Consider the following 24,027-nt stretch of genomic DNA (forward strand, 5'->3'; position numbering starts at 1 on the left):
GACAAGGCCTCCCGTGAGGAGGCCCTGCTGCGGGCCTCCCTCACCGCCATCGCGCCCGGTACCGCGCTTCGTGACGGACTGGAACGGGTCCTGCGGGCCAACACCGGCGGCCTGATCGTGCTGGGCTTCGACCGTACCGTCGAGTCCCTGTGCACCGGCGGCTTCGTCCTGGACGTCGAGTTCAGCGCGACCCGCCTGCGCGAGCTGTGCAAGCTCGACGGCGCGGTGGTGCTGGACAAGGACATCACCAAGATCGTCCGGGCCGGCGTCCACCTGATGCCGGACTCCACCATCCCCACCGACGAGACCGGCACCCGCCACCGCACCGCCGAGCGGGTCAACCGGCAGACCGGCTACCCGGTGGTCGCGGTCTCGCACTCGATGCGGCTGATCGCCATGTACGTCAACGGCACCCGCCGGGTGCTGGAGGACTCCACCACCGTCCTCTCCCGCGCCAACCAGGCGCTGGCCACCCTGGAGCGCTACAAGCTGCGCCTGGACGAGGTGGCCGGCACGCTCTCCGCCCTGGAGATCGAGGACCTGGTGACGGTCCGGGACGTCACCGCCGTGGCCCAGCGCCTGGAGATGGTCCGGCTGATCGCCACCGAGATCGCCGGCTACGTGCTGGAGCTCGGCATCGACGGCCGCCTGCTCTCGCTCCAGCTGGACGAGCTGATCGCCGGTGTGGAGCCGGAGCGCGAACTGGTCGCCCGGGACTACTTCCCGGAGCGCGCCGCCAAGAAGGGCCGCACGGTCACCGAGGTGCTGGCCGACCTGGAGGCGCTCACCCACGCCGAGCTGCTGGACCTGCAGACGGTCGCCAAGGCGCTCGGCTACTCCGGCACGCCGGAGTCCCTGGACTCCGCCGTCTCCCCGCGCGGCTACCGCCTGCTGGCGAAGATCCCGCGCCTGCCCAACACGGTGATAGAGCGCCTGGTCGAGCACTTCGGCGGCCTGCAGAAGCTGCTCGCGGCCAGCATCGACGATCTGCAGACGGTCGAGGGCGTCGGCGAGACCCGGGCCCGCTCGGTCCGCGAGGGCCTGTCCCGCCTTGCCGAATCGTCCATCCTGGAGCGCTACGTCTGACCGGACGCGCAGCGGACCGCGAACGGCCCCCGGAGAAACGCTTCCCCGGGGGCCGTTCCGCGTCCCGGGCCCCCGGAACGCGGGCCCGGACGGGCGGACGGGCCGACGGGTCGACGGGTCGACGGGCCGACACGCGGAGCCCCCGACCGCTCGGCGGCCGGGGGCTCCGTAGGGACGTGACGGACGCTCAGTTGTCCAGTCGGATCGAGGTCCGGGCCGACACCTTGTCGCCGGAGAGCCCGGTGAGCTCCGCCAGCACCACGTACGTCCCGTTCGCCGGGGCGGTCTGGTCGGCGGTCGCGCACTGCGGCTTGCTGCGGCTGCGGTCCCAGGTGAAGGTCTCGGTCTGGCTGCCGTTCGCCGGGATCTGCACCCAGATGTTGCCCTTGTCGGGCGGGCAGTCGCCGGAGGACCAGACCCGGTCGTTGTTGCTGCCGCTGCTGACGGTGATCACGGAGGCGGTGCGGCCCAGGTCCACCCGGCAGTTGGCGCCGGAGGAGTTCTTGACCGTGAGCGCCAGCTTGGGCTTGTCCTTGGGCTGGTACGAGTTCTGGGTGCCGGCCAGCTCCAGGGCGACCTGCGAGGAGGAGCAGACCGGGAGCGCCATCACCTCGGCGGTGTTCACCGCCGGGGCGCCACCGCCCGAGCCGCCGGTCCCGCCGGGCGCCGGGCTGCCGCCGCCGGCACCGCCCGAGCCGCCGGTACCGCCGCCCCCGCCGGGCGCACCGGAACCGCCCGAGCCGGCACCGCCCGAGCCCGAGCCGCCCGAGCCGCCGGAGCCGCCACCCGTGGCGCCGCCGCTGAGGCCGACCTCGCTGCCGCCGCCGCTGGCCACCGGCCCGCCGCCGGAGCCGCCGCCGGCCGGGTGCGCCGCAGGGCCGCTCGGCGAGGCGCCGGGCGTGATCGCCTGAGCGGGTGTCTGGCTCTGGGACGGCACGGCCTGCGCGGCCTTGCTCGATGAGCCGCCGTCACCACCCCCGCCCTGATCGGTCATCAGCCAGGCGATCAGGGCGACGACCGCCGCGACGGCGACGAGCACGACGACACGCCGACGCCAGTAGATCGAGGCCGGCAGCGGTCCCACGGGTTGACGCAAAGAGGGCACGATCAAACTCTATGGGACTGCGTGTGGCGATTGACTCACCAACACCGCACAGTCGCCCCTTCTTTCACATGATCCGCCATTTGATCCGTTCGAGGGAGACCTTTCACCCGGATGCCCGGGCGGGAACCGAGGAGAGAGCGACGGAGAACGGCCCGTCCGGAGCCCCCGCATCCGCTTCGGCCCGGCTCCGCGGCCGTGGGAGGATCGAAGGGCCATGACTGCCATCACCGCCACCGAAGCCGCCCCCGCGCCGCCCCTGCCGCTGCCACTGCTGCACTCGACCGTCATCGACTGGTACGAGGCCAGCAAGCGCGACCTGCCCTGGCGGACCCCCGACGCGACGCCCTGGGCCGTCATGGTGAGCGAGTTCATGCTCCAGCAGACCCCGGTGAAGCGGGTGCTGCCCGCCTGGCAGGCCTGGATGACCCGCTGGCCCACCCCCGCCGACCTCGCCGCCGAGGCGCCCGGCGAGGCGGTCCGGATGTGGGGCCGGCTGGGCTACCCGCGCCGCGCGCTGCGCCTGCACGGGGCCGCCGTGGCGATCACCGAGGAGCACGGCGGCGAGGTCCCGGACGACCACGCCACGCTGCTCTCGCTGCCCGGGGTGGGGGAGTACACCGCCGCCGCCGTCGCCTCCTTCGCCTTCCGCCAGCGGCACGTGGTGCTGGACACCAACGTCCGCCGGGTCTTCGCCCGCGCGGTGACCGGCGTCGAGTACCCGGCCACCGCCACCACCGCCGCCGAGCGCCGCACCGCGACCGCGCTGCTGCCGGACGACGCCGCGACGGCCGCCACCTGGGCGGTCGGCGTGATGGAGCTGGGCGCCCTGGTCTGCACCGCCCGCGGCCCGGAGTGCGGGCAGTGCCCGCTGTTCACCGTCTGCGCCTGGCAGCGGGCCGGCCGCCCGCCGTACGAGGGCCCGGCCCGGCGCGGCCAGACCTACGAGGGCACCGACCGCCAGGTGCGCGGCAAGCTGCTCGCGGTGCTGCGCGAGGCGCACGGCACCGTCCCGCAGGCCCGGCTGGACGCGGTCTGGCCGGACGCGGTGCAGCGCGCCCGGGCCCTGGACGGCCTGGTCGCCGACGGCCTGGTCGAGCCGGTCGAGCAGGGCGTCTACCGACTGCCCCGGTAGGAACGGAACGGCGCCCCCGGGAGGTCCTCTCCCGGGGGCGCCGTCGTCCGTGCGGAGCGGGTCAGACCGCCGCGGCCTCCAGCGAGGCCTCGGCCGGCTTCTCGCCCTTGCCGGCGCCGCGCAGCGGCACCTCGCGCAGGAACACCGCCGCGGCGATGGAGATCACGGCCGCCCCGGCGCCCCACAGGAAGACGGTGTCGATGCCGTTGGACACCGCGTGGTGGAAGGCGTCCTGGACGGGCGGCGCCAGCTTGCGCAGCTCGGCCGGGCTCATCTCGCCCGGGTCCTTCGCCCCGCCGCCGCCCGCCTGGGTGCCCAGCCGCTCGGTCATGGTGTCCGTCACCCGGTTGTTGAACAGGGCGCCGAACAGCGCGACACCGAAGGAGCCGCCGATGGTGCGGAACAGGGTGGCGGTGGAGCTGGCCACGCCCATGTCCTTGAGCTCGACGCTGTTCTGGGCGACCAGCATGGTGATCTGCATCAGGAAGCCCATGCCGGCACCGAGCACGACCATCCAGCAGGCCGAGGTGAAGCTGCTGGTCCCGACGCCCATGGTGGAGAGCAGAAGCATGCCGCCGGTCATCACGATGGTGCCGATGATCGGGTAGATCCGGTACTTGCCGGTCTTGGTGACGGCCTGGCCGACCACCAGCGAGACGACCAGCATGCCGAACATCAGCGGCATCAGCAGCAGACCGGAGTTGGTCGCCGAGGCGCCCTGGACGATCTGCTGGTAGAAGGGCAGGAAGAAGGTCGAGCCGAACATCACGAAGCCGACGATGAAGCCGATGATCGAGACCAGGGTGAAGTTCAGGTTCTTGAACAGGCTCAGCGGCAGCATCGGCTCCTCGACCCGCTGCTCCACGTAGCAGAAGGCGATCAGCGAGGCGACGGCGAGCGCGCCCAGGCCCAGGATCTCCTTGGAGCCCCACGCGTACTGCTGGCCGCCCCAGGTGGTCAGCAGCACCAGCGAGGTGATGCCGGTGGTGAGCAGGATCGCGCCGGCGTAGTCGATCCGGGCGGTGCTGCGGACCTTCGGCAGCTTCAAGGTGACGATGACGACGGCGAGCGCGACCACGCCGAGCGGCAGGTTGATGTAGAAGGTCCAGTGCCAGCTCAGGTGGTCGGTGATGAAGCCGCCGACCAGCGGGCCGCCGACGGTGGCGAGCGCCATCACCGCGGCGAACATGCCCTGGTACTTGCCGCGGTCTCGCGGCGGGACGAGCGCGCCCATGATCGACATGACGCCGACCATCAGACCGCCGGCGCCCAGGCCCTGGACGGCGCGGAAGGCGATCAGCTCGGTCATGTTCTGGGACAGGCCGGACAGCGCCGAGCCCACCAGGAAGATCACGATCGAGGTGAGGAAGCTGCCCTTGCGGCCGTAGAGGTCGCCCAGCTTGCCCCAGATCGGGGTGGAGGCGGCGGTGGTCAGGGTGTACGCGGTGACCACCCAGGACCGGTGCTCGGCACCGCCGAGGTCACCGACGATGGTCGGCATCGCGGTGCCGACGATCAGGTTGTCGAGCATGGCGAGCAGCATCGTGACGACCAGGCCGACCATCACGAGGCGGATCTCGCGGGGCGACCGCGGCTGTTCCTCCTCGGTCGCCTTGTCCTCCGGTACCGGGCCGGCGGTCTTGGACTGTGACATGGGGTGGGGTCTCCCGAGGGTGTTTCGGACGGGCCTCGCGCCGCCTGTGCGGATCACTTACTTGACGCCCGGCTAGTTTATCGATCGTCGGCACGGTAGGCTTTTTGCTAGCCGGTCGTCAAGCCAGTTTTAAGACCGGGCGCCTGGGCAGGGACAATGGGCCCGGGGCGGACGCCACCCTGGGTCCGCAGCAGTCACCCCAGCAGTCACCCCAGTAGTCACCGACGCAGTCAACGAGGCAGGCCATGGGCACTCCGCACAGCCCCCGCAGCGACACCCGGGCTCGCATCATCGAGGTGTCGTTGGAGCTCTTCTCGGAGCAGGGCTACGAGCAGACCTCGCTGCGTGAGATCGCCGACCGACTGGGCGTCACCAAGGCCGCGCTGTACTACCACTTCAAGACCAAGGACGACATCGTCCTGGGCATCGTCGAGCGGATGGCCGCGCCGATCGACGAGATCATCGCCTGGGGCCGGGAGCAGCAGTCCTGGAGCCCGGAGATGCGCGACGAGATGATCCGGCGCTACGCGGACGGCATGAGCGAGCGGGCCCCGCTGCTGCGGTTCTTCCACGAGAACCAGCCCGCGCTGCGCGACTCCCCGGCCGGGCTGGCCTTCCGGGAGCGCGTGATCACCATGATGCAGCTGGTGCACGGGCCCGACGCCGGGTTCCGGGACCGCCTGCGGGCGGCGATGGCGCTGTTCACCGCCCACTCGGCGTTCTTCCTGCTCAAGCAGGACTCCTCCGACGGCGGCGACACCGAGAACGTGTGGGGCGAGAAGCTGCCGGCCGCGGACCTGGAGGAGGCGCTCGAAGCGGCCCGCGAGGTCTCGCTGGAGATCAGCGGCCGGATCGGGCAGCCCGCCCGGGGCTGAGCGGCGGTCCTCAGAACGCCGTGACGCCGTGCCCGGCGAGGTAGGCGATCGGGTCGACCACCGCGCCGTAGCGGTTGCTGGTGCGGATCTCGAAGTGAAGGTGCGGCCCGGTGGAGTTGCCGGTGTTCCCGGACAGCCCGACCCGCCGGCCCGCCGACACCCGGTCACCGGCCGACACCGAGACCGCGGACAGGTGCGCGTACTGCGCGAAGTGCCCGTCGGCCAGCCGCAGGACGACCTCCTTGCCGTAGGCGCCGTCCCAGCCGGCCGAGACCACGGTCGCGTCGCCGACGGCCAGCACCGGCGTGCCGGGGGAGACCGCGAAGTCCACCCCGGTGTGGTACCCGGCGGCGTAGCCGGAGTTGGCCACCCCGTACGGATTGCTGGTCGGCGCGTCCGGCACCGGAGCCGACCAGTCCGGCGCGGGCGCGGGGGCCGGTGCGGCCTCCGGCTGCGCACCGGGTTGCGCACCGGGCTGCTCGGCGGGCGCGGGCTCCGCGCCCGGCGGGTCGAGCGGCAGCAGGTTGGGCGCCACCGCCACGAAGGCCTGCGCCGAGGCGGCGTCCTCCGGCAGCTGGTACGGGCTCGGTCCGGCCACCTGCACCAGGCCCGGGTCGGGCACCTCCGCCCGCGGGGCGGTGAAGGCCGAGCTGCCCGGCGTGGTCGGCCGTACGGTCTGCGCCGAGGCGCTGCCGGGGGCGGCGACCAGCAGCACGCCCGCCAGCAGCGCGGCGGCCGCCCCGGCCGAGGCCACCGCGTGGTCGCGCTCGGTCCGCTGCCGGCTGCCCGGCAGGGTGGCATGCCGGGGGGTGGTGAGCAGGCGCAGCGGCGGTACGGCGCGGCTGCGGAGGGCCTGGGTGATCCGCGGCTGCCGGACGGCCGCCTGGGCCGTCGCGCGGACGGCGAGCCGGCGCAGGGCCGGTCCCACGGGCGGGACGTTGGACATCGCGGGTCGTACCTCACGGTCGTACGGGGGCAGCACGGAACGCCCGGTCGGGCGGTCGGCTGCGCGGGGGAGCACTCAGCTTTAACCGTCACCGAGCGCAGCCCCAAACCCGGCGATGTACTACCCCGCGTAGTCGGCGTGGCGCCGGGGATTCAAGCCGACGGAGTAATGATCATGAGATCGGATCGCCAAGGCCCGACCGGGTCCGCGCCGCGGTCCCGTCCCGCCGACTACTAGGCCCGGTCGTACCGCGCCGAACCGCTGTGACCAGCGCCACCCGGCGTCCTGGGCCCGGGCCGGGGCCGACCGCCGAAAAGCGTCCGGCCCGCCCCCGCGCGGTGGCGGGGGCGGGCCGGACGTGGAGAACTCAGTGCCGCGCGATCACGGCCTGGCCGTCAGGGACGATCAGTTGTCGACCGGGCGGACCCGGATCCAGGTCTCCAGGTAGTTCGCGGACTCGTTCTCGACCTCGATGCTGGTGCCGGTCTTCGGCACGTCCACACCGGCGTACGGGTTGTCCTTCGACCACCAGGACTTCAGGTCGGAGAACTCGTCGACGCCCTTGGACTTCGGGATGACGGTCTCGGCGTCGGCCTTGTGCAGGGTCAGCGCCGGGACGCGGCGCGAACCGAAGGTCGAGTCGAAGCCCTGCATGCGCGGACGCATCAGGGTGCCGTCGGACCACTTGAGCGGGGTCGGGTGCGAGTCGACCGGCAGGACCAGGCCGTGGCCCGGGTGGGCGCTGACGTTGTTGTCGGTCTGCGACTCGTCCCAGTACCAGATCAGCAGGCCGGGCTGGTACGAGTAGTGCTCGACCCAGTTGGGCTTGGCGGCCGAACCGAAGTTGTACGGGCCGGTCTTGAGGGTCTGGTCGAACGACACGTACTGCTTGTTCTCCGCGATGTAGTACTGCGCGTAGTCCTTGGTGTACGAGCCGCCGAAGCGGGTGAAGCCGGCGGCGGTCCAGCCGTTGTCGCCGTTCTCCACGTCGTCGCTGAACACGGTGGCGCCGTCGGCGACCACGGCGATGTTGTCCACCGCGAAGCCGCGGTAGTGCAGACCGCCGTCAGTGGTGTTGTGGTAGCGGAACTGGATCTTCTTGCCGGCGTAGGCGTCCAGGTTGAACGACAGGTCGCCCCAGGCGGCGGTGAGGCCGCTGAGGGCCGGGCGGCCGTTCTCCTTCGGGAGGGCGGCGCCGTTCCAGGTGCCGTCCACCACGGTCCAGGTCTTGCCACCGTCGGTGGAGACCTCGCCGAAGGCGTAGTCGAAGTCCGGCTCCAGCTCGTACCAGGCCTTGGCGTTGATGCTGGCCTTGGACTTACCGGTCAGGTCGATCTCGCGGGTCAGCGTGACGTTCAGGTTGTCGGCGCTGCCGCTCCACCACTCGCTGTTGCCGGCGAAGGGCTTGTTGATGTCGGTGGTGATGCTCTTCTTCGGCAGGTCGACGATGAGCGCCTGCGGAAGGTCGGTGTTGTACTCGACCGGGCCGATGTGGTGGGTCGACTCGGTGCCCGCCTTGGCGCGGTCGGCCTTGAGCCAGCCGAGCTGGTACTTGCTCCAGGCGTCGAGGTCGTTCGGCATGTCGCCGATGCTGTCCTTGCCCTCGCCGAGCCAGGAGCCGGAGGACATCAGGGACCAGAAGCCGACCGAGTTGTCGATGCCCTTGCCGGCGGTGTCGTAGAGGTCCGGCAGACCGAGGTCGTGGCCGTACTCGTGCGCGAAGACGCCGAGGCCGCCGTTCTCCGGCTGCATCGTGTAGTCGCCGATCCAGAGGCCGGTGTTGCCGACCTGGACGCCGCCGAGCTTGTTGTTGTCCGGGCCGGCCTGGCCGGTCAGGTTGCCGTAGACGTACGAGCGGTGCGCCCACAGGGCCTTGCTGCCCTGCTTGCCGCCACCGGCCGACTTGTCCTCACCGGCGTGCACGATCTGGAAGTGGTCGATGTACCCGTCGGGCTGGTTGAAGTTCCCGTCGTGGTGCGAACCGTAGCGGTCCCACTGGTCGTACTGGGCCAGCGTCGCCTTGATCTGGGCCTCGGTCTGACCCTTCGCCAGCTGGTCCTTGTACCAGATGTCGACGGCGTCGCGGATCAGGTCCTGGGCGCTCGCGCAGACGTTGGAGCCGCAGTAGTCGGAGCCGTACCGGGCCTCGTTCCACGGCACCCGGACCCAGTCCGAGACCACGCCGTCGACCGAGTAGCGGCCCGAGGACTGCTTCTCGTAGAAGGTCTTCAGCGAGGGCTTGTCCTTGGCGAAGTACAGGTCCTGGTAGTGCTGCTGGTTGTAGTCGGCCTGCCAGGCGGTCGAGTTGTTCGTGGCGCGGTCGGGCGCTGCGATCTCGTTGTGCTTGGGGCCCGGGTCGCCGCCGTACTTGACCTTGCCGTCGGCGGTCTTGGTGGTGTTGTCGACCTGGTCGCCGAAGTCGACCAGGATCGTGAAGATCTTGTCCGTGCGCTCACGGGCGAGCTCGACGTACTTGTCCTTGCCGAGCTTCACGCTGGTGCTGCCGTTGTGCTGCTCGACCTGGGCGGTGCCGTTGAGCAGCTGCTCGGTGGCGGCCTTCTTCTCCGCGTCGACCTTGGCGGTCAGCGGGCCCGGGATGTTGTGCTCGGTGTTCTGGACGGCCTCGGCCGGGTCCTTCGGAACCGGTGCCGAGCCGGCTGCGACGGCGCTGCTCGGGAACAGACCCGCGCCGAGCGTGACTATGACCGCCGCCGCGGTGGTGACCGCTGCGGCTCTCCTGGTGGTCTTCAACGTTGTGACGCCCTCCCCGACCGAGCTGACTCTTGGCCAAGGCCCGGTAAACCAATATGAAAGACAGGTGGACGTCATTTGACCGAAGTGGGGCTGGAAAAGATAGACCTTGACCCTGACATGGCCACGGCGCTATGCTCGCCGATTTCCTGTCAGCTGACGGCTGCTCAGAGAAGGCCTGGTCAGGGCCCCGCACGGGACCCCGGAACGCCACGAGCCCCCGGCGCGAACGCCGGGGGCTCGTGGCTGTGAAGTTGTCTGTTAAATGTTGGTCTACTTCGTCAGGTCCGGACCGGACGAGGCGACCGCGGCCGGGGTGTCCGCGACGGCCGACTTCTCCTCGCCGCGGAAGGTGAACTTGGCGTCCTTGCCCTCGCCGTCCACGTCCACGACCACGATGTGGCCGGCCCGCAGCTCGCCGAAGAGGATCTTCTCGGAGAGGTGGTCCTCGATCTCGCGCTGGATGGTGCGGCGCAGCGGACGGGCACCCAGGATGGGGTCGTAGCCGCGCTTGGCCAGCAGCTTCTTGGCCTCGACGCTGAGCTCCAGGCCCATGTCCTTGTCCTTGAGCCGCTCGTCCACCTTGTCGATCATCAGGTCGACGATCTGGATGATGTCGTCCTCGGACAGCTGGTGGAACACCACGATGTCGTCGACGCGGTTCAGGAACTCGGGGCGGAAGTGCTGCTTGAGCTCCTCGCCGACCTTCGCCTTCATCCGCTCGTACCCGGTCTGGGTGTCACCCGTGGCCGCGAAGCCCAGGTTGAAGCCCTTGGAGATGTCCCGGGTGCCGAGGTTGGTCGTCATGATGATGACGGTGTTCTTGAAGTCGACCACGCGGCCCTGGGAGTCGGTCAGACGACCGTCCTCCAGGATCTGCAGCAGCGAGTTGAAGATGTCCGGGTGGGCCTTCTCGACCTCGTCGAAGAGGACGACCGAGAACGGCTTGCGGCGGACCTTCTCGGTCAGCTGGCCGCCCTCCTCGTAGCCCACGTACCCGGGCGGGGAGCCGAACAGCCGGGAGACGGTGTGCTTCTCGGAGAACTCGGACATGTCGAGCGCGATCAGCGCGTCCTCGTCGCCGAAGAGGAACTCGGCGAGCGTCTTGGACAGCTCGGTCTTACCGACGCCGGACGGGCCGGCGAAGATGAACGAACCGCCGGGGCGCTTCGGGTCCTTGAGGCCCGCACGGGTGCGCCGGATGGCCTGGGAGAGCGCCTTGATGGCGTCCTTCTGGCCGATGACGCGCTTGTGCAGCTCGTCCTCCATGCGCAGCAGCCGGGAGGTCTCCTCCTCGGTCAGCTTGAAGACCGGGATGCCGGTGGCGGTGGCCAGGACCTCGGCGATGAGCTCCTCGTTGACCTCCGCGACGACGTCCATGTCGCCGGCCTTCCACTCCTTCTCGCGCTTGGCCTTGGCCTGCAGGAGCTGCTTCTCGTCGTCGCGCAGGGACGCGGCCTTCTCGAAGTCCTGCGCGTCGATCGCGCTCTCCTTCTCGCGGCGCACGTCGGCGATCTTCTCGTCGAACTCGCGCAGGTCCGGCGGCGCGGTCATCCGGCGGATGCGCATCCGGGAGCCGGCCTCGTCGATCAGGTCGATCGCCTTGTCCGGCAGGAAGCGGTCCGAGATGTACCGGTCGGCCAGGGTGGCGGCGGCGACCAGGGCGGCGTCCGTGATGGAGACCCGGTGGTGGGCCTCGTAGCGGTCGCGCAGACCCTTGAGGATCTCGATGGTGTGCGGCAGCGAGGGCTCGGCGACCTGGATCGGCTGGAAGCGGCGCTCCAGCGCGGCGTCCTTCTCCAGGTGCTTGCGGTACTCGTCCAGGGTGGTGGCACCGATGGTCTGCAGCTCGCCGCGGGCCAGCATCGGCTTGAGGATGCTGGCGGCGTCGATGGCGCCCTCGGCGGCGCCCGCGCCGACCAGGGTGTGCAGCTCGTCGATGAACAGGATGATGTCGCCGCGGGTGCGGATCTCCTTGAGCACCTTCTTGAGGCGCTCCTCGAAGTCACCGCGGTAGCGCGAGCCGGCCACCAGGGCGCCCAGGTCCAGCGTGTAGAGCTGCTTGTCCTTGAGCGTCTCCGGGACCTCGCCCTTGACGATCGCCTGCGCCAGGCCCTCGACCACGGCGGTCTTGCCGACGCCGGGCTCACCGATCAGGACCGGGTTGTTCTTGGTGCGGCGGGACAGCACCTGCATGACCCGCTCGATCTCCTTCTCGCGCCCGATGACCGGGTCGAGCTTGGCCTCGCGGGCGGCCTGGGTGAGGTTGCGCCCGAACTGGTCCAGGACCAGCGAGGTCGACGGGGTGCCCTCGGCGGGCCCGCCGGCCGTGGCCGACTCCTTGCCGCCGCTGGTCTGGTAACCGGAGAGCAGCTGGATGACCTGCTGGCGCACCCGGTTGAGGTCGGCACCCAGCTTCACCAGGACCTGGGCGGCGACGCCCTCGCCCTCGCGGATCAGGCCGAGCAGGATGTGCTCGGTGCCGATGTAGTTGTGGCCGAGCTGCAGGGCCTCCCGGAGCGACAGCTCCAGGACCTTCTTCGCCCGGGGGGTGAAGGGAATGTGACCGGACGGGGCCTGCTGGCCCTGGCCGATGATCTCCTCGACCTGCTGGCGCACGGCCTCAAGGGAAATCCCGAGGCTCTCCAGGGCCTTGGCGGCGACGCCCTCGCCCTCGTGGATCAGACCCAGGAGGATGTGCTCGGTGCCGATGTAGTTGTGGTTGAGCATCCGGGCTTCTTCCTGAGCCAGGACGACAACCCGCCGCGCGCGGTCGGTGAACCTCTCGAACATCGTTTATCGCTCCTCAGAGCGGTCGGGCAGTTCGGGGTCCGTCCCCGCCCTGTCCTTCCGCATGCTAGTCCCGCTCAGCGGCGCGGCCCACGGATTCACTCCCCGGTAGAGGAGCGAGATGCTGCGCGACCAGCCGACACCAATCCCAACCTGATGCTGGGAATCGGTGTTCCCACAGGTGGGCCGGATGCACCGGAAACCGCTACGCCATCGGCGAACAAGCGTCGCCGGGGCGGAGCCGGACCCTCTTCGGCCGGTCGCACATGCTGCCCCTGGACGGGTCGAAGAACCCGTCCACCTGCATTCATACCCGGTATCGGGGCGGTTCTCGCGCAGTTTCCGCGGTGGCGGTGTTCGCCTGGCGAGAAGTCCGGCCGCGGTGACGGTGGTTCGACGGCGGCCGGGGACGGTCGTACGCCGTCCCGGGGTGTCCGCGTTACCGCTTCGCCCCTACAGCGTTGCACAGCTCGTGATTGTTCCGCCGCCCGAGCCCGCGCTCCCGGCCGGCCGGGCCGGCCAGGACCCCGGGGCCGCCGGTGCGGCGGCCGGCCCGGTGCGCACCGCGGGGCGCGGAGGTGTCACCTCCGCGCCCCGCGCGTGTGCTGTCGGTGCCGTACGCGGCCGCCGGGGCCCCGCATCCGCTCCGGCGGGCCGGTGGTGGCGCCGGGGTCAGGCCGCGTTGGCCTTGTCGTAGGCCTCGCGGACCGTGCTCGGCACCCGGCCGCGGTCGTTGACCTCCATGCCCTGCTCCTTGGCCCACGCGCGGACCTTCGCGGTGTCGGGAGCGCTGCCGGACGGGCGCGCAGCGGCGGCGCGGCCCGGGCGACGGGCGCCGGCCAACCGGCCGCTCTGCTTGCGGCCCTTCTCCACGTACGGCGCCAGCAGACCGCGCAGCTTGTCCGCGTTGGCGCTCTTCAGGTCGATCTCGTAGGCAACGCCGTCGAGCGCGAACGTCACCGTCTCGTCCGCCGAACCGCCATCGAGATCGTCTTCAAGAATGACCTGCACCCTCTGTGCCACGGGCTTCCCTTTCCGCTAAACGACCCATTGCCTAAGGAAAGGAAAGCGCCTTTCTGCGGAAAACACAAACCCTTGACCGGCGCGGAGCCGCTCAGAGGTGCAGCAGCATGCGCGAGTTGCCCAGTGTGTTGGGCTTCACCCGCTCCAGGTCGAGGAACTCCGCGACACCTTCATCGTACGAGCGGAGGAGTTCTTCATAGACATCCGTAGCGATCGCCGCTGGGTCTGTCGTACCATCATCGGTTTCCTGGAGCTCCCCGATCTCGACGAAACCGTGTTTCGCGAAGAACGGAACCTCGAACGTCAAGCAGAAAATCCGACGGACGCCCAGCCAGCGGGCGGTCTGCACCAGCTTCTCCAACAGCAGGTGCCCGATCCCGAAGCCCCGGCAGGACGGATCGACCGCCAGCGTACGGACCTCGGCGAGGTCCTCCCACATCACGTGCAGGGCGCCGCAGGCCACCACCGCGCCGTTGTCGTCGCGTTCCGCGACCCAGAACTCCTGGACGGATTCGAACAGTGTGACTGTGGGCTTGTCGAGCAGAATGCCGTCGCGCGAGTAGGCGTCGATGAGCCCGCGTACGGCCCGTACGTCCGTGGTCCGCGCGCGGCGGATGGTGACCTCCATGGCGGGACGTTATCGTGTCGCGTCCGGCGGGGTCTCCCCGGTATCCGCTCCGCCGGTATCCGGGCCGTCCGCGGGGGAATCCGGGGCGGGCTGATCCGTCGCTGGATCGGGCGGGAACAAGGCCGCGACCCGCAAGGCGTCCCGGAGGGCCTCGCGCTGCTCCGGCGACATCAGGCCGAAGAAGTGGACCAGGGCCGCCGCGGGATTGTCGCCGGTGGCCCACGCGTCGTTCATCAGAGCCGCCGTGTACGCCTCACGCGAGGAGACCGGTTCATATCGATAGGCCCGGCCCACCCGCTCGCGGCGCAACCAGCCCTTTCTGTGCAGCTTGTCCAGGACGGTCATCACCGTGGTGTACGCGATTTCGCGTTCCGACCGCAGATCCAGGAGAACCTCGCGAACCGTCACCGGTCGGTTCCACCGCCACACCCGGGTCATGATGGCGTTCTCAAGTTCGCCGAGTTGCCGGACCATAGTGCGGCCAGGATAGGGAGTGAATGGGGCAAATCTTGTGAAGTGCGCCAAACCGGCGCGCCGCCACCCCCGGGAATCGGGAATGGCGGCGCGGGTGGTTCGCAGCGGCTGACGGCGTCAGTCGATCAGTCGATGTCTTCCTTGGCCTTCTGGGCCCCGCCCTGGCTGCGGAAGATGGCCCGCACCAGGAATCCGAAGCCGATCGCCATGACCAGCGGTGGCACGATCGCGCTGACGTAGTCCATCAGGTCACTCCTCCTCGGTCTTCTCCGCCGCGACGGCGGAAGCCTTCGGCTCCGGCTTCACCAGCGGGAAGAGCACGGTCTCCCGGATGTTCTTGCCGGTCAGCAGCATGATCAGGCGGTCCACGCCAAGGCCCAGGCCACCGGTCGGGGGCATCGCGTACTCCAGGGCGCGCAGGAAGTCCTCGTCCACCTGCATCGCCTCGACGTCGCCGCCGGCGGCGAGCAGGGACTGCGCGGTCAGGCGGGCGCGCTGCTCGACCGGGTCGACCAGCTCGGAGTAGGCGGTGCCGATCTCGGTGCCGAAGATCACCAGGTCCCACTTCTCGGCCACGCCCGCGATCGAGCGGTGCTGGCGGGTCAGCGGGGAGACCTCGGTCGGGTAGTCCTTGATGAAGGTCGGCCGGACGGCGTTCTCCTCCAGCAGGCGCTCCACCATCTCCAGCACGATCTGGCCGTGGCCCCAGTTCTTCTCGAACGGGATGCCGTGCTCGGTGGCCAGCGCGCGCAGCTCCTCGACGGAGGTCTCCGGGGTGACCTCGACGCCCAGGCGGGCGGAGATGCCCGGGTAGACGCTGACCTCCTCCCACGGCTCGGCCAGGTCGATCTCGTGCTCCACGCCGTGCGGGTCGACACCCTTGATCACCGTGGTGCCCAGGGCGTCCCGGGCGGCGTTGACGATCGTCGCGCGGATCAGCTCGGCCTGGGTGTCGTAGTCGCCGTAGGCCTCGTACGACTCCAGCGAGGTGAACTCCGGGTTGTGGGTGGAGTCCGCGCCCTCGTTGCGGAAGTTGCGGTTGATCTCGAAGACCTTCTCGGCGCCGCCGACCACCAGCCGCTTGAGGTACAGCTCGGGGGCGATGCGCATGTAGAGGTCGATGTCGTACGCGTTGATGTGCGTCTTGAACGGGCGGGCGTTGGCGCCGCCGTGCACCGGCTGCAGCATCGGGGTCTCGACCTCGATGTAGCCGCGGTCCTCGTAGGTGCGGCGGATCGAGCGGACGACCTTGCTGCGCAGGTGCAGGATCTCGCGCGCCTCGGGGTTCACGATCAGGTCGACGTAGCGCTGGCGGACCCGGGCCTCCGGGTCGGTCAGGCCCTTGTGCTTGTCCGGCAGCGGGCGCAGGCACTTGGCGGTGAGCTCCCAGCGGTCCACCATCACCGACAGCTCGCCGCGCTTGGAGGTGATCACCTCGCCCTCGACGCCGACCTGGTCGCCGAGGTCGATGTCGGACTTCCAGGCCGCCAGCCGCTCGGCGCCGAGCTTGTCCAGGGAGAGCATCACCTGGAGGTCGCCGGAGCCGTCGCGCAGGGTGGCGAAGCACAGCTTGCCGCCGGTGCGGGACAGGATCACCCGGCCGGTGATGCCGACGCGCTCGCCGGTCGCGGTGTCGGCTTCGAGGTCCGGGTGCTTGGCACGCAGGTCCGCGATGGTGCTGGTGCGGGGGAATCCGACCGGGTACGGGTCGACCCCGGCCGCCCGGAGCCGGTCCAGCTTCTCGCGCCGGACGCGCATCTGCTCGGGAAGGTCGTCGGTCGCGGGGACAAGGCTCTGATCGCTCACCCCACAAGGGTAGCCAGCCGTACGCCGTGCTCCGCGACCGGATGACGCCGGAGGGGAGGCCGTCGGATCGACGGCCTCCCCTCCGGGGCGGGTGCGGGCGGGCTCAGCCGGTGCCGGTGGCGAGTTCGACCTCCTCCTCGTCCCGCCCGGCCTCCGGGGCGGGCCGGGCCGGAGGCTTGGGGCGGCGGCCGAACAGTTCGGCCGGGGTGGGCATCCGGTGCGGGCGGGGCGGGGTCTGCGCGGCGGCGGGCTGCTCCGGGCGCGAGTCCCGGGAGTCGGTGCTGCTCATCGTGATCCGTCCTCCTACAGGGGTGGGGTGACTGCTGGGTGGTGCGGCGGGGTTCGGTACGGCCACCAGGTGGCGCGGGTGCCCGGTGGAGAGCGCCAGGCGCTCGCGGACGGCGGCCTCGGCCAGCGCGTGGCAGCGGCCGGCGAGCCGGGAGCGGCGGGCCCGCTCGCCGTGGCCGCAGGGCTGGCGGGTCAGCCCGCGCAGGGCGGTGAGGTCCTCGGGCCCGGGCAGGTAGCCGTCGGCCACCGCCTCCTCCAGGCGCTCCAGGTAGCCGGCGGCGCTGCCGGGCAGGGCGGCGCGGTAGCGGCCGAGGTCGGCCAGCAGGAAGGCGCGCAGCCGGCCGCCCTCCTGGACGGCCTCGTCGATCGCCTCGGTCAGGCGCAGGGCGTCCTGGACGTCCTCCGCCCACAGTTCGGCGCCCGGCCCGGCGAGCGCCGTCCGGTCGGGCCCCTGGAGGTGGACGGGAACGGCGGGGTGCAGGGCTTGGGCGAGGGCTCGGCGCAGCACGCGGACTTCGTCGGCGCTGAAGGCCATGCCGCCGCGCGATCCGTGTGGCGTAGGCATGGGTTGACACTACGTGAGGAATATCCGATTTGTCGGTAACGTCGCGCGGAATTCCGCTCGGTCGGCCCGCTGGAGAAACCTTTCGCCGCGCCTACGACGCTGCCCCGCGCCCACCGGGTCGGCCGAGTGGCCGGGGGGTGCGGGGCAGCGGGGCAGCGGGGAGACGGGCCGGGTCAGCTCGGCCGGTTGCGCTCGTACACCAGGCGCAGGCCGATCAGGGTCAGCCAGGGCTCGTGCTCGTCGATGGTGGTGGCCTCGCCGAGGACCAGGGGGGCGAGCCCGCCGGTGGCGATCACCTGGACGTCGTCCGGGTCCTTGGCCAGCTCCCGGGCCATCCGCTCGACCAGGCCGTCCACCTGCCCGGCGAAGCCGTAGAGGATGCCGGACTGCATGCCCTCGACGGTGTTCTTCCCGATCACGTTGCGCGGCCGGGCCAGCTCGATCTTGCGCAGCTGGGCGCCGCGGACGCCGAGCGCCTCGACCGAGATCTCGATGCCGGGGGCGATCGCGCCGCCGACGTAGTCGCCGCGCGCGTTGACGGCGTCGAAGGTGGTCGCGGTGCCGAAGTCGACCACGATGCACGGGCCGCCGTACAGGTGGTTGGCGGCCAGTGCGTTGACGATCCGGTCCGCGCCGACCTCCTTGGGGTTGTCCATCAGGACGTGCACCCCGGTCTTCACGCCGGGCTCCACGATCACCGCGGGGACGTCGCCGTAGTAGCGGCGGGTCACCTCACGGAGCTCGTGGAGCACGGCGGGGACGGAGGAGCAGATCGCCAGACCCTCCACCGCGGCCTCCCGGACCGCGGTGCGGTTGCCCGTCAACCCGTGCAGCAGTACCGCGAGTTCATCCGCCGTGCGGCGCGGATCGGTGGAGATCCGCCAGTGTTCCACCACTTCCTCGCCGTCGAACAGGCCGAGCGTGGTCTGGGTGTTGCCGACGTCGATGGTGAGGAGCACGGGAACGCTTTCTGCGAGTTGGGACGGGATCGGGGCAGGAACCGCTCTCGGTCTGACGGTCTGACGGTCAGGCGCGCAGGTCCAGGCCGATGTCCAGGATCGGCGAGGAGTGGGTCAGCGCGCCCACCGCCAGGTAGTCGACACCAGTCTGGGCGACCTCGCGCGCGTCGGCCAGGGTCAGCCCGCCGGAGGCCTCCAGCTTCGCCCGGCCGGCCACCAGCGCGACGGCCTCCTTCAACTGCTCGACGGTGAAGTTGTCCAGCAGGATCAGCTCCGCGCCGGCCTCCAGCACCGGGGGGATCTGCGCCAGCTCGTCCACCTCGACCTCGACCGGCAGCTCCGGGTACGCGGCCCGGACGGCCCGGAAGGCCTCGGCCACGCCGCCCGCGGCGACCACGTGGTTGTCCTTCACCAGGGCGGCGTCCGAGAGCGCCATCCGGTGGTTGGCGCCGCCGCCGCAGCGGACCGCGAACTTCTCCAGGGCGCGCAGGCCCGGGGTGGTCTTGCGGGTGTCCCGGACGACCGCGCCGGTGCCCTCCAGGGCGTCCGCCCAGGCCCGGGTCGCGGTGGCGATGCCGGACAGGTGGCAGAGCAGGTTGAGCGCGCTGCGCTCGGCGGTCAGCAGGTCGCGGGTGCGCGAACGGACCGACAGCAGCACCTGGCCGGCCTCCACCCGGTCGCCGTCCTGGACGTGCCGCTCGACCTCGAACTCCTCCTCGCAGACCAGCGAGACGACCGCCTCGGCGACCCGCAGGCCGGCGACCACACCGGCCTCACGGGCGGTGAAGTCGGCGGTGGCGACCGCGTCGGCGGGCACGGTGGCCACCGAGGTGACGTCCTCGCCGCCGGCCAGGTCCTCGGCCAGCGCCAGGGTGGCGATGTCCTCGACCTCGATCGGGTCCAGCCCGGCCTCCTCCAGCAGCTCGGCCAGCTGCGGGTCCAGGCCGGTCTCGTAGCCCTCGCCGTCCCCGCAGGCGCAGCCGTCGCCGCAGCCGCCCTGGTCGGCCAGGGGGAGTTCCTCGTGCGCGTGGGTCATGGTTCTACTGCTCCTCGGGGGTGCTGACGGGGTCGCCGGAGGCGGCGAGCGTGGTGATCAGGTGGCGCCGCCAGTGGGCGTCGTCGCGCTCGGGGAAGTCCTCGCGCCAGTGGCCGCCGCGGGTCTCCTCGCGCTGCGCGGCCGCCGCGACCAGGGCGGTGGCGACCAGCAGCAGGTTGGCGGCCTCCCAGGTCTCCACCCGGGGGTCGGCCGGCTTCTCCTCGGCCACGTGGGACCGCGCCTGCTCGGATAGCAGGGCCAGCCCGGCCGCGGCGTCGGCCAGCGAGGCGGCCGAGCGCAGCACACCCGCGCCGCGCGACATCAGCCGCTGGATCTCGGCGCGCGACTCCGAGGCCGGCAGCGGCACGGCCTTGGCGGCCTGCGCGGCGGCGACGTCCACGGTGCGCTCGGGCAGTTCGCCGGCCGCGTGCCGCTCGGCCAGGTCGGCGGCGATCCGTTCGGCGAAGACCAGGCCCTCCAGCAGGGAGTTGGAGGCCAGCCGGTTGGCGCCGTGCACGCCGGTGCAGGCGACCTCGCCGCAGGCGTACAGGCCGGGGACGGAGGTGCGGCCGTGCCGGTCGGTGCGGACGCCGCCGGCGGCGTGGTGCGAGGCCGGGGCGATCGGGATCGGTTCGGTGACCGGGTCGATGCCGTGGGAGCGGCAGGAGGCCAGGATGGTGGGGAAGCGGTGCTCCCACATCTCGGCGCCGAAGTGCCGCCCGTCCAGGTACATGTGGTCGGCGCCCTTCTCCTGCATGCGCCGGGTGATCGCCTTGGCGACGATGTCGCGCGGGGCGAGTTCGGCCAGCTCGTGCTGCCCGACCATGAAGCGCACGCCGTCGGCGTCCACCAGGTGGGCGCCCTCGCCGCGCACGGCCTCGGAGACCAGCGGCTGCTGGCCCGCGGCGTCCGCGCCGAGCCAGAGCACGGTCGGGTGGAACTGGACGAACTCCAGGTCGGCGGCGGCGGCGCCGGCCCGCAGGGCCAGGGCCACGCCGTCGCCGGTGGAGACGGCCGGGTTGGTGGTGGCGGAGAAGACCTGGCCCAGGCCTCCGGTGGCGAGCACCACCGCGCGGGCCCGGACGGCGCCGACGCCGTCGCGCTGGCCCTCGCCCATCACGTGCAGGGTCAGCCCCGCGGTGTGGCCCGCGGCGTCGGTCAGCAGGTCGAGGACGAGGGCGTGCTCGATCAGTTCGAGGTCCGGGTCGCTGCGGACGGCGGCGACCAGGGCGCGGGAGACCTCCGCGCCGGTGGCGTCCCCGCCCGCGTGCACGATCCGGTGGCGGTGATGGCCGCCCTCACGGGTGAGCAGGATCTCGCCGTCCTCGCCGCGGTCGAAGGCCGCGCCGACCGCGATCAGCCGGCGGACGGCGTCCGGACCCTCGGTGACCAGGGTGCGGACGGCCTCCTCGTCGCAGACGCCGGCGCCGGCCACCAGGGTGTCGTCCAGGTGCTGCTCGGGGGTGTCCCCCTCGCCCAGGGCCGCGGCTATGCCGCCCTGCGCCCAGCGGGTCGAGCCCTCGTCCAGGACGGCCTTGGTGACCACCAGGACCCGCAGGCCGGCCTTGCGGACGTTGAGGGCGACGGTGAGACCGGCCACCCCGGAGCCGACCACGACCACGTCGGTGGTGGCGGTCCACCCGGGGCTCGGGGCGGTGAGGCGATGCGTAACGGACATGGCTCAGTGGCTCCTTCAGCGCGTGGCCGCGGTGGCCGCGCCGTCCTCGTCACGGTACGCCGTGTCCCCGCGCAGCAGTCCACTGCCCTCCGGTGCCTCGGCGGGGTCGCCACCGAAGCCGGTGATCCGGTTGTGCTCGTCCACGAAGACGACCTTCGGCTCGTAGCCCTTGGCCTCGGCCGTGTCCATCTGCCCGTAGGCGATGAGTATGACGAGGTCGCCCGGGTGGACCAGGCGGGCGGCGGCGCCGTTGATGCCGATCACGCCGGTGCCGCGCGGGCCGGCGATGGTGTAGGTCTCCAGCCGGGCGCCGTTGTTGATGTCGACGATGTGGACCAGCTCGCCGGGGAGCAGGTCGGCGGCGTCGAGCAGGTCCTCGTCCACCGTGACCGAGCCGACGTAGTGCAGGTCGGCCTGGGTCACGGTGGCCCGGTGGATCTTGGACTTGAGCATGGTGCGGAGCATTGCGGGTCACGCCTCCTGTGAGTGCATGCCTGAGGGGTTCTGACTGCGGTACTACCGGACGATCCTGTGCTTGTCGGTCAGCTGCCTAGCGGCAGATCCTGTGCTTGTCGGTCAGCTGCCTAGCGGCAGATGACGTGGACGTTGTCGATCAGGCGGGTCGAGCCCACCTTCGCGGCGACGGCCAGCACCGCCTCGCCCTGGAAGTCGTCCGCCGCCTCCGAGAAGTCGTGCGGGTCGATCAGGGCGAGGTAGTCGGGGGTGACGCCCTCGGCGCCGTCCAGGACGGCCGAGGCGGCCTCGCGCACGGCCTTCGGGCCCTGCGCGGCGACGTCCCGGCCGGCGAACAGGGCCTTGGACAGGACGAGGGCGCGGGTGCGCTCCTCCTCGGAGAGGTAGCGGTTGCGCGAGGACAGCGCCAGGCCGTCCTCCTCGCGGACGGTCGGCACGCCGACGACCTCGACGTCGAAGTCCAGGTCGGCGACCATCCGCTGGATGAGCGCCAGCTGCTGGGCGTCCTTCTCGCCGAAGAACGCGAAGTCCGGGTCGGTGATGTGCAGCAGCTTGGCGACGACGGTCAGCACCCCGTCGAAGTGGCCGGGCCGGGTGGCGCCCTCGAAGCGCTCGCCCATCGGGCCGGCCGCCAGGCGCACCTGCGGCTCGCCGTTCGGGTAGACCTCCTCGACGGACGGCGCGAACACCACGTCGGCGCCGTTCTCCTCGGCCAGCCTCACGTCGGCGTCCAGGGTGCGCGGGTAGCGCTCCAGGTCCTCGGTCGGGCCGAACTGCAGCGGGTTGACGAAGACCGTGACCGCGACCCGGCCTTCCCGGCCGACCTGCTTGCGGGCGGCCCGGATCAGCGCGGCGTGGCCCTCGTGCAGGGCGCCCATGGTCATCACCACGGCGTTGTCCACCGGGCTCTCGTCCGGCCAGAACGCGGCCTCGAAGTCGTCCACGGTGTGGGTGACGACGGCCCGGTGGACCTTCGGCGCCCGCTGGGCCTTGCTCGGCTGCTTCCCGCGTGCCATCAGTGCTTCTCCTCGTTCAGTACGTCCAGCAGTGCCGCCGCCGACGCGTCGTCGATCGTCCCGTTGGCGAGCGCCCGCTGCGCGGTGGCGCGGGCCATCGCCCGGTAGGCCGCCGGGATGTCCGGGGACACCGTACTGAGCTGCGCCAGGTGGCGCCGTACGGTGCCCGCGTCGCCCCGGGCGACCGGGCCGGTGAGGGCCGCGTCGCCGGAGCGCAGGCTGTTGTCCAGGGCGGCGCCGAGCAGCGGGCCGAGCATCCGGCCGGGCTCGGCGACGCCGGCCGTACGCAGCAGGTCCATCGCCTGGGCGACCAGGGTGACCAGGTGGTTCGCGCCGTGGGCGAGGGCGGTGTGGTAGAGCGGGCGGACCTCCTCGGGCACCCACTCGGGCTCGCCGCCCATCTCCACCACCAGCGCCTCGGCGACCGGCCGGAGCTCCTCGGGGGCGGTCACCCCGAAGGGGCAGCCGGCCAGCCGGGCGAGGTCCACCGAGGTGCCGGTGAAGGTCATCGCGGGGTGCAGGGCCAGCGGCAGCGCTCCGGCCCGGGTGGCGGGCTCCAGGATGCCGACGCCGTGGGCGCCGGAGGTGTGCACCAGCAGCTGGCCGGGGCGGACCGCCCCGGTGGCGGCCAGTCCGGCGACCAGGTCGGCGAGCGCGTCGTCCGGGACGGTCAGCAGCACCAGGTCGGCGGCGGCCATCACCTGCGGCGGGGTGACGATCCGCACGCCCGGCAGCAGGGACTCGGCGCGGCGGCGGGAGGCGCTGGACACCCCGGAGGCGGCGACCACGGTGTGCCCGGCGAGCTGCAGGGCGGCGCCCAGCGCGGGGCCGACCCGGCCGGTGCCGACCACGCCGACGGCGAGCCGGGCCGGTCGGCTGCTGGGGTCGCCGAGGCCGTCGGCGAGCGGGGCGAACTCTCCGAAGTCGGCGAAGTCGGACGAATCCATGTCCACCCTTGTCCTGAATGACCGTTCCGGTCCGCGTCGGGTACCGGACGTACCGCCCCAGTGTACGGGCGGCCCCGGCGGGCGGACCTAGTCGGACGCCCCGGCCCGGATCAGCCCGGCCTCGTACGCCAGCACCACCGCCTGGACCCGGTCGCGCAGCCCCAGCTTGGCCAGGATCCGGCCGACGTGGGTCTTCACGGTGGCCTCGGAGAGCACCAGCCGGGCCGCGATCTCGCCGTTCGACAGGCCCTGGGCGACCAGCAGGAACACCTCCCGCTCGCGCTCGGTGAGCGGGTCCAGGACGTCCGAGCCGGGCGCGCTGTGCGGGGTCGGCAGCACCTCGGCGAAGCGGTCGATCATTCGCCGGGTGGTGGTCGGGGCGACCACGGCGTCCCCGCCGTGCACCGCGCGGATCGCGGCCACCAGCTCGGTCGGCGGGACGTCCTTGAGCAGGAAGCCGCTGGCCCCGGCCTTGAGCGCGGCGAAGGCGTACTCGTCCAGGTCGAAGGTGGTGAGGATGAGCACGTGCGGGGCGTTCGGCAGCGGACTGCCGTCCTCGGCCAGGCAGATCCGGCGGGTCGCCTGCACCCCGTCCAGGCGCGGCATCCGGACGTCCATCAGGATCACGTCCACCTGCGTGTGCCGCAGCAGGTCCAGGGCCTGGGCGCCGTCGCCCGCCTCGGCGGCGATCTCGATGTCGCCCTGCGACTGGAGGATCATCCGGAAGCCGGTGCGCAGCAGCTCCTGGTCGTCGACGAGCATCACGCGGATGGTCAAGATGGCTCCTAAGGGGG

20 protein-coding genes are annotated in these 24,027 nt (G+C 71.6%); 3 read left to right on the forward strand and 17 right to left on the reverse strand.

Features of this window, described 5'->3' with window-relative positions:
* Positions 1-27: 27 nt before the first annotated feature.
* Positions 28-1,086, forward strand: a complete 1,059-nt coding sequence (gene disA, locus ACIQWA_RS14125) for a DNA integrity scanning diadenylate cyclase DisA (RefSeq protein WP_350745866.1) — start codon at positions 28-30, stop codon at positions 1,084-1,086.
* 187 nt (positions 1,087-1,273) lie between these two features.
* Here disA and ACIQWA_RS14130 read toward each other — a convergent pair whose 3' ends face one another.
* Entirely contained in the window at positions 1,274-2,170 is an 897-nt protein-coding gene (locus ACIQWA_RS14130) for a hypothetical protein (RefSeq protein WP_402482035.1), read from the reverse strand.
* A 235-nt stretch (positions 2,171-2,405) separates the two neighbouring features.
* On the opposite strand from ACIQWA_RS14130, the gene ACIQWA_RS14135 reads away from it, so the two are divergent.
* Complete coding sequence (locus tag ACIQWA_RS14135) at positions 2,406-3,323, forward strand: A/G-specific adenine glycosylase (RefSeq protein ID WP_402482036.1); 918 nt, start codon at positions 2,406-2,408, stop codon at positions 3,321-3,323.
* 61 nt (positions 3,324-3,384) lie between these two features.
* Here the strand turns inward: ACIQWA_RS14135 and ACIQWA_RS14140 are convergent, their stop codons facing one another.
* On the reverse strand, positions 3,385-4,977 hold the full coding sequence (locus ACIQWA_RS14140; protein WP_402482039.1) for an MDR family MFS transporter: 1,593 nt from the start codon (positions 4,975-4,977) through the stop codon (positions 3,385-3,387).
* Between the two features lie 245 nt (positions 4,978-5,222).
* On the opposite strand from ACIQWA_RS14140, the gene ACIQWA_RS14145 reads away from it, so the two are divergent.
* Positions 5,223-5,852, forward strand: coding sequence for a TetR/AcrR family transcriptional regulator (locus ACIQWA_RS14145; RefSeq protein ID WP_402482042.1), 630 nt, complete (start codon positions 5,223-5,225; stop codon positions 5,850-5,852).
* Positions 5,853-5,862: 10 nt separating this feature from the next.
* Here ACIQWA_RS14145 and ACIQWA_RS14150 read toward each other — a convergent pair whose 3' ends face one another.
* From ACIQWA_RS14150 to ACIQWA_RS14220, 15 genes are all read right to left on the reverse strand, one after another.
* Positions 5,863-6,798: a M23 family metallopeptidase gene (locus ACIQWA_RS14150; RefSeq protein WP_402482044.1), complete on the reverse strand. Its 936-nt coding sequence runs from the start codon at positions 6,796-6,798 to the stop codon at positions 5,863-5,865.
* Positions 6,799-7,203: 405 nt separating this feature from the next.
* A complete protein-coding gene (locus ACIQWA_RS14155) occupies positions 7,204-9,549 on the reverse strand; it encodes an immune inhibitor A domain-containing protein (protein WP_402482047.1) in 2,346 nt (781 codons plus the stop codon).
* A 273-nt stretch (positions 9,550-9,822) separates the two neighbouring features.
* On the reverse strand, positions 9,823-12,342 hold the full coding sequence (locus tag ACIQWA_RS14160) for an ATP-dependent Clp protease ATP-binding subunit (protein ID WP_360225785.1): 2,520 nt from the start codon (positions 12,340-12,342) through the stop codon (positions 9,823-9,825).
* A 669-nt stretch (positions 12,343-13,011) separates the two neighbouring features.
* Positions 13,012-13,362, reverse strand: a complete 351-nt coding sequence (locus ACIQWA_RS14165; protein ID WP_360225788.1) for an Lsr2 family protein — start codon at positions 13,360-13,362, stop codon at positions 13,012-13,014.
* Positions 13,363-13,453: 91 nt separating this feature from the next.
* Entirely contained in the window at positions 13,454-13,990 is a 537-nt protein-coding gene (locus tag ACIQWA_RS14170) for an amino-acid N-acetyltransferase (RefSeq protein ID WP_387618514.1), read from the reverse strand.
* A gap of 9 nt (positions 13,991-13,999) precedes the next feature.
* Positions 14,000-14,464 (reverse strand): BlaI/MecI/CopY family transcriptional regulator, encoded by a 465-nt coding sequence (locus tag ACIQWA_RS14175; RefSeq protein ID WP_402482051.1) that lies wholly within the window; start codon positions 14,462-14,464, stop codon positions 14,000-14,002.
* 249 nt (positions 14,465-14,713) lie between these two features.
* Positions 14,714-16,270, reverse strand: a complete 1,557-nt coding sequence (gene lysX, locus ACIQWA_RS14180; protein WP_360225797.1) for a bifunctional lysylphosphatidylglycerol synthetase/lysine--tRNA ligase LysX — start codon at positions 16,268-16,270, stop codon at positions 14,714-14,716.
* Positions 16,271-16,373: 103 nt separating this feature from the next.
* Entirely contained in the window at positions 16,374-17,123 is a 750-nt protein-coding gene (locus tag ACIQWA_RS14185; RefSeq protein ID WP_360225800.1) for a hypothetical protein, read from the reverse strand.
* 173 nt (positions 17,124-17,296) lie between these two features.
* Positions 17,297-18,082 carry a type III pantothenate kinase gene (locus ACIQWA_RS14190; RefSeq protein WP_360225803.1) on the reverse strand — a complete coding sequence of 262 codons (786 nt, stop codon included), beginning with the start codon at positions 18,080-18,082 and terminating at the stop codon, positions 17,297-17,299.
* A 67-nt stretch (positions 18,083-18,149) separates the two neighbouring features.
* A complete protein-coding gene (gene nadC / locus ACIQWA_RS14195) occupies positions 18,150-19,118 on the reverse strand; it encodes a carboxylating nicotinate-nucleotide diphosphorylase (protein WP_402482055.1) in 969 nt (322 codons plus the stop codon).
* Between the two features lie 4 nt (positions 19,119-19,122).
* Positions 19,123-20,796, reverse strand: coding sequence for an L-aspartate oxidase (locus tag ACIQWA_RS14200; RefSeq protein ID WP_402482057.1), 1,674 nt, complete (start codon positions 20,794-20,796; stop codon positions 19,123-19,125).
* A gap of 15 nt (positions 20,797-20,811) precedes the next feature.
* Entirely contained in the window at positions 20,812-21,261 is a 450-nt protein-coding gene (gene panD / locus ACIQWA_RS14205; RefSeq protein WP_360225811.1) for an aspartate 1-decarboxylase, read from the reverse strand.
* Between the two features lie 119 nt (positions 21,262-21,380).
* Complete coding sequence (gene panC / locus ACIQWA_RS14210; RefSeq protein ID WP_402482059.1) at positions 21,381-22,286, reverse strand: pantoate--beta-alanine ligase; 906 nt, start codon at positions 22,284-22,286, stop codon at positions 21,381-21,383.
* Complete coding sequence (locus tag ACIQWA_RS14215; RefSeq protein ID WP_360225817.1) at positions 22,286-23,233, reverse strand: DUF2520 domain-containing protein; 948 nt, start codon at positions 23,231-23,233, stop codon at positions 22,286-22,288. Before ACIQWA_RS14215 ends, panC begins: the two co-directional genes overlap by 1 nt.
* An 87-nt stretch (positions 23,234-23,320) precedes the next feature.
* The gene (locus ACIQWA_RS14220) at positions 23,321-24,010 is read right to left on the reverse strand and encodes a response regulator (RefSeq protein ID WP_402482062.1); all 690 of its coding nucleotides are present in this window, start codon (positions 24,008-24,010) and stop codon (positions 23,321-23,323) included.
* Between the last annotated feature and the right edge of the window lie 17 nt (positions 24,011-24,027).

Origin of the sequence: Kitasatospora sp. NPDC098652 (assembly GCF_044760155.1) — a bacterium.
In the GTDB taxonomy this organism is placed as follows: domain Bacteria; phylum Actinomycetota; class Actinomycetes; order Streptomycetales; family Streptomycetaceae; genus Kitasatospora.

Bases quoted from the DNA above. Each gene is read 5' to 3' on its own strand.
- ACIQWA_RS14200 (WP_402482057.1), bottom strand. From the start codon at position 20,796: ATGTCCGTTACGCATCGCCTCACCGCCCCGAGCCCCGGGTGGACCGCC.
- ACIQWA_RS14175 (WP_402482051.1), bottom strand. From the start codon at position 14,464: ATGGTCCGGCAACTCGGCGAACTTGAGAACGCCATCATGACCCGGGTG.
- ACIQWA_RS14150 (WP_402482044.1), bottom strand. From the start codon at position 6,798: ATGTCCAACGTCCCGCCCGTGGGACCGGCCCTGCGCCGGCTCGCCGTC.
- ACIQWA_RS14160 (WP_360225785.1), bottom strand. From the start codon at position 12,342: ATGTTCGAGAGGTTCACCGACCGCGCGCGGCGGGTTGTCGTCCTGGCT.
- ACIQWA_RS14170 (WP_387618514.1), bottom strand. From the start codon at position 13,990: ATGGAGGTCACCATCCGCCGCGCGCGGACCACGGACGTACGGGCCGTA.
- ACIQWA_RS14140 (WP_402482039.1), bottom strand. From the start codon at position 4,977: ATGTCACAGTCCAAGACCGCCGGCCCGGTACCGGAGGACAAGGCGACC.
- ACIQWA_RS14135 (WP_402482036.1), top strand. From the start codon at position 2,406: ATGACTGCCATCACCGCCACCGAAGCCGCCCCCGCGCCGCCCCTGCCG.
- panD (WP_360225811.1), bottom strand. From the start codon at position 21,261: ATGCTCCGCACCATGCTCAAGTCCAAGATCCACCGGGCCACCGTGACC.
- panC (WP_402482059.1), bottom strand. From the start codon at position 22,286: ATGGCACGCGGGAAGCAGCCGAGCAAGGCCCAGCGGGCGCCGAAGGTC.
- ACIQWA_RS14185 (WP_360225800.1), bottom strand. From the start codon at position 17,123: ATGCCTACGCCACACGGATCGCGCGGCGGCATGGCCTTCAGCGCCGAC.
- nadC (WP_402482055.1), bottom strand. From the start codon at position 19,118: ATGACCCACGCGCACGAGGAACTCCCCCTGGCCGACCAGGGCGGCTGC.
- ACIQWA_RS14145 (WP_402482042.1), top strand. From the start codon at position 5,223: ATGGGCACTCCGCACAGCCCCCGCAGCGACACCCGGGCTCGCATCATC.
- ACIQWA_RS14215 (WP_360225817.1), bottom strand. From the start codon at position 23,233: ATGGATTCGTCCGACTTCGCCGACTTCGGAGAGTTCGCCCCGCTCGCC.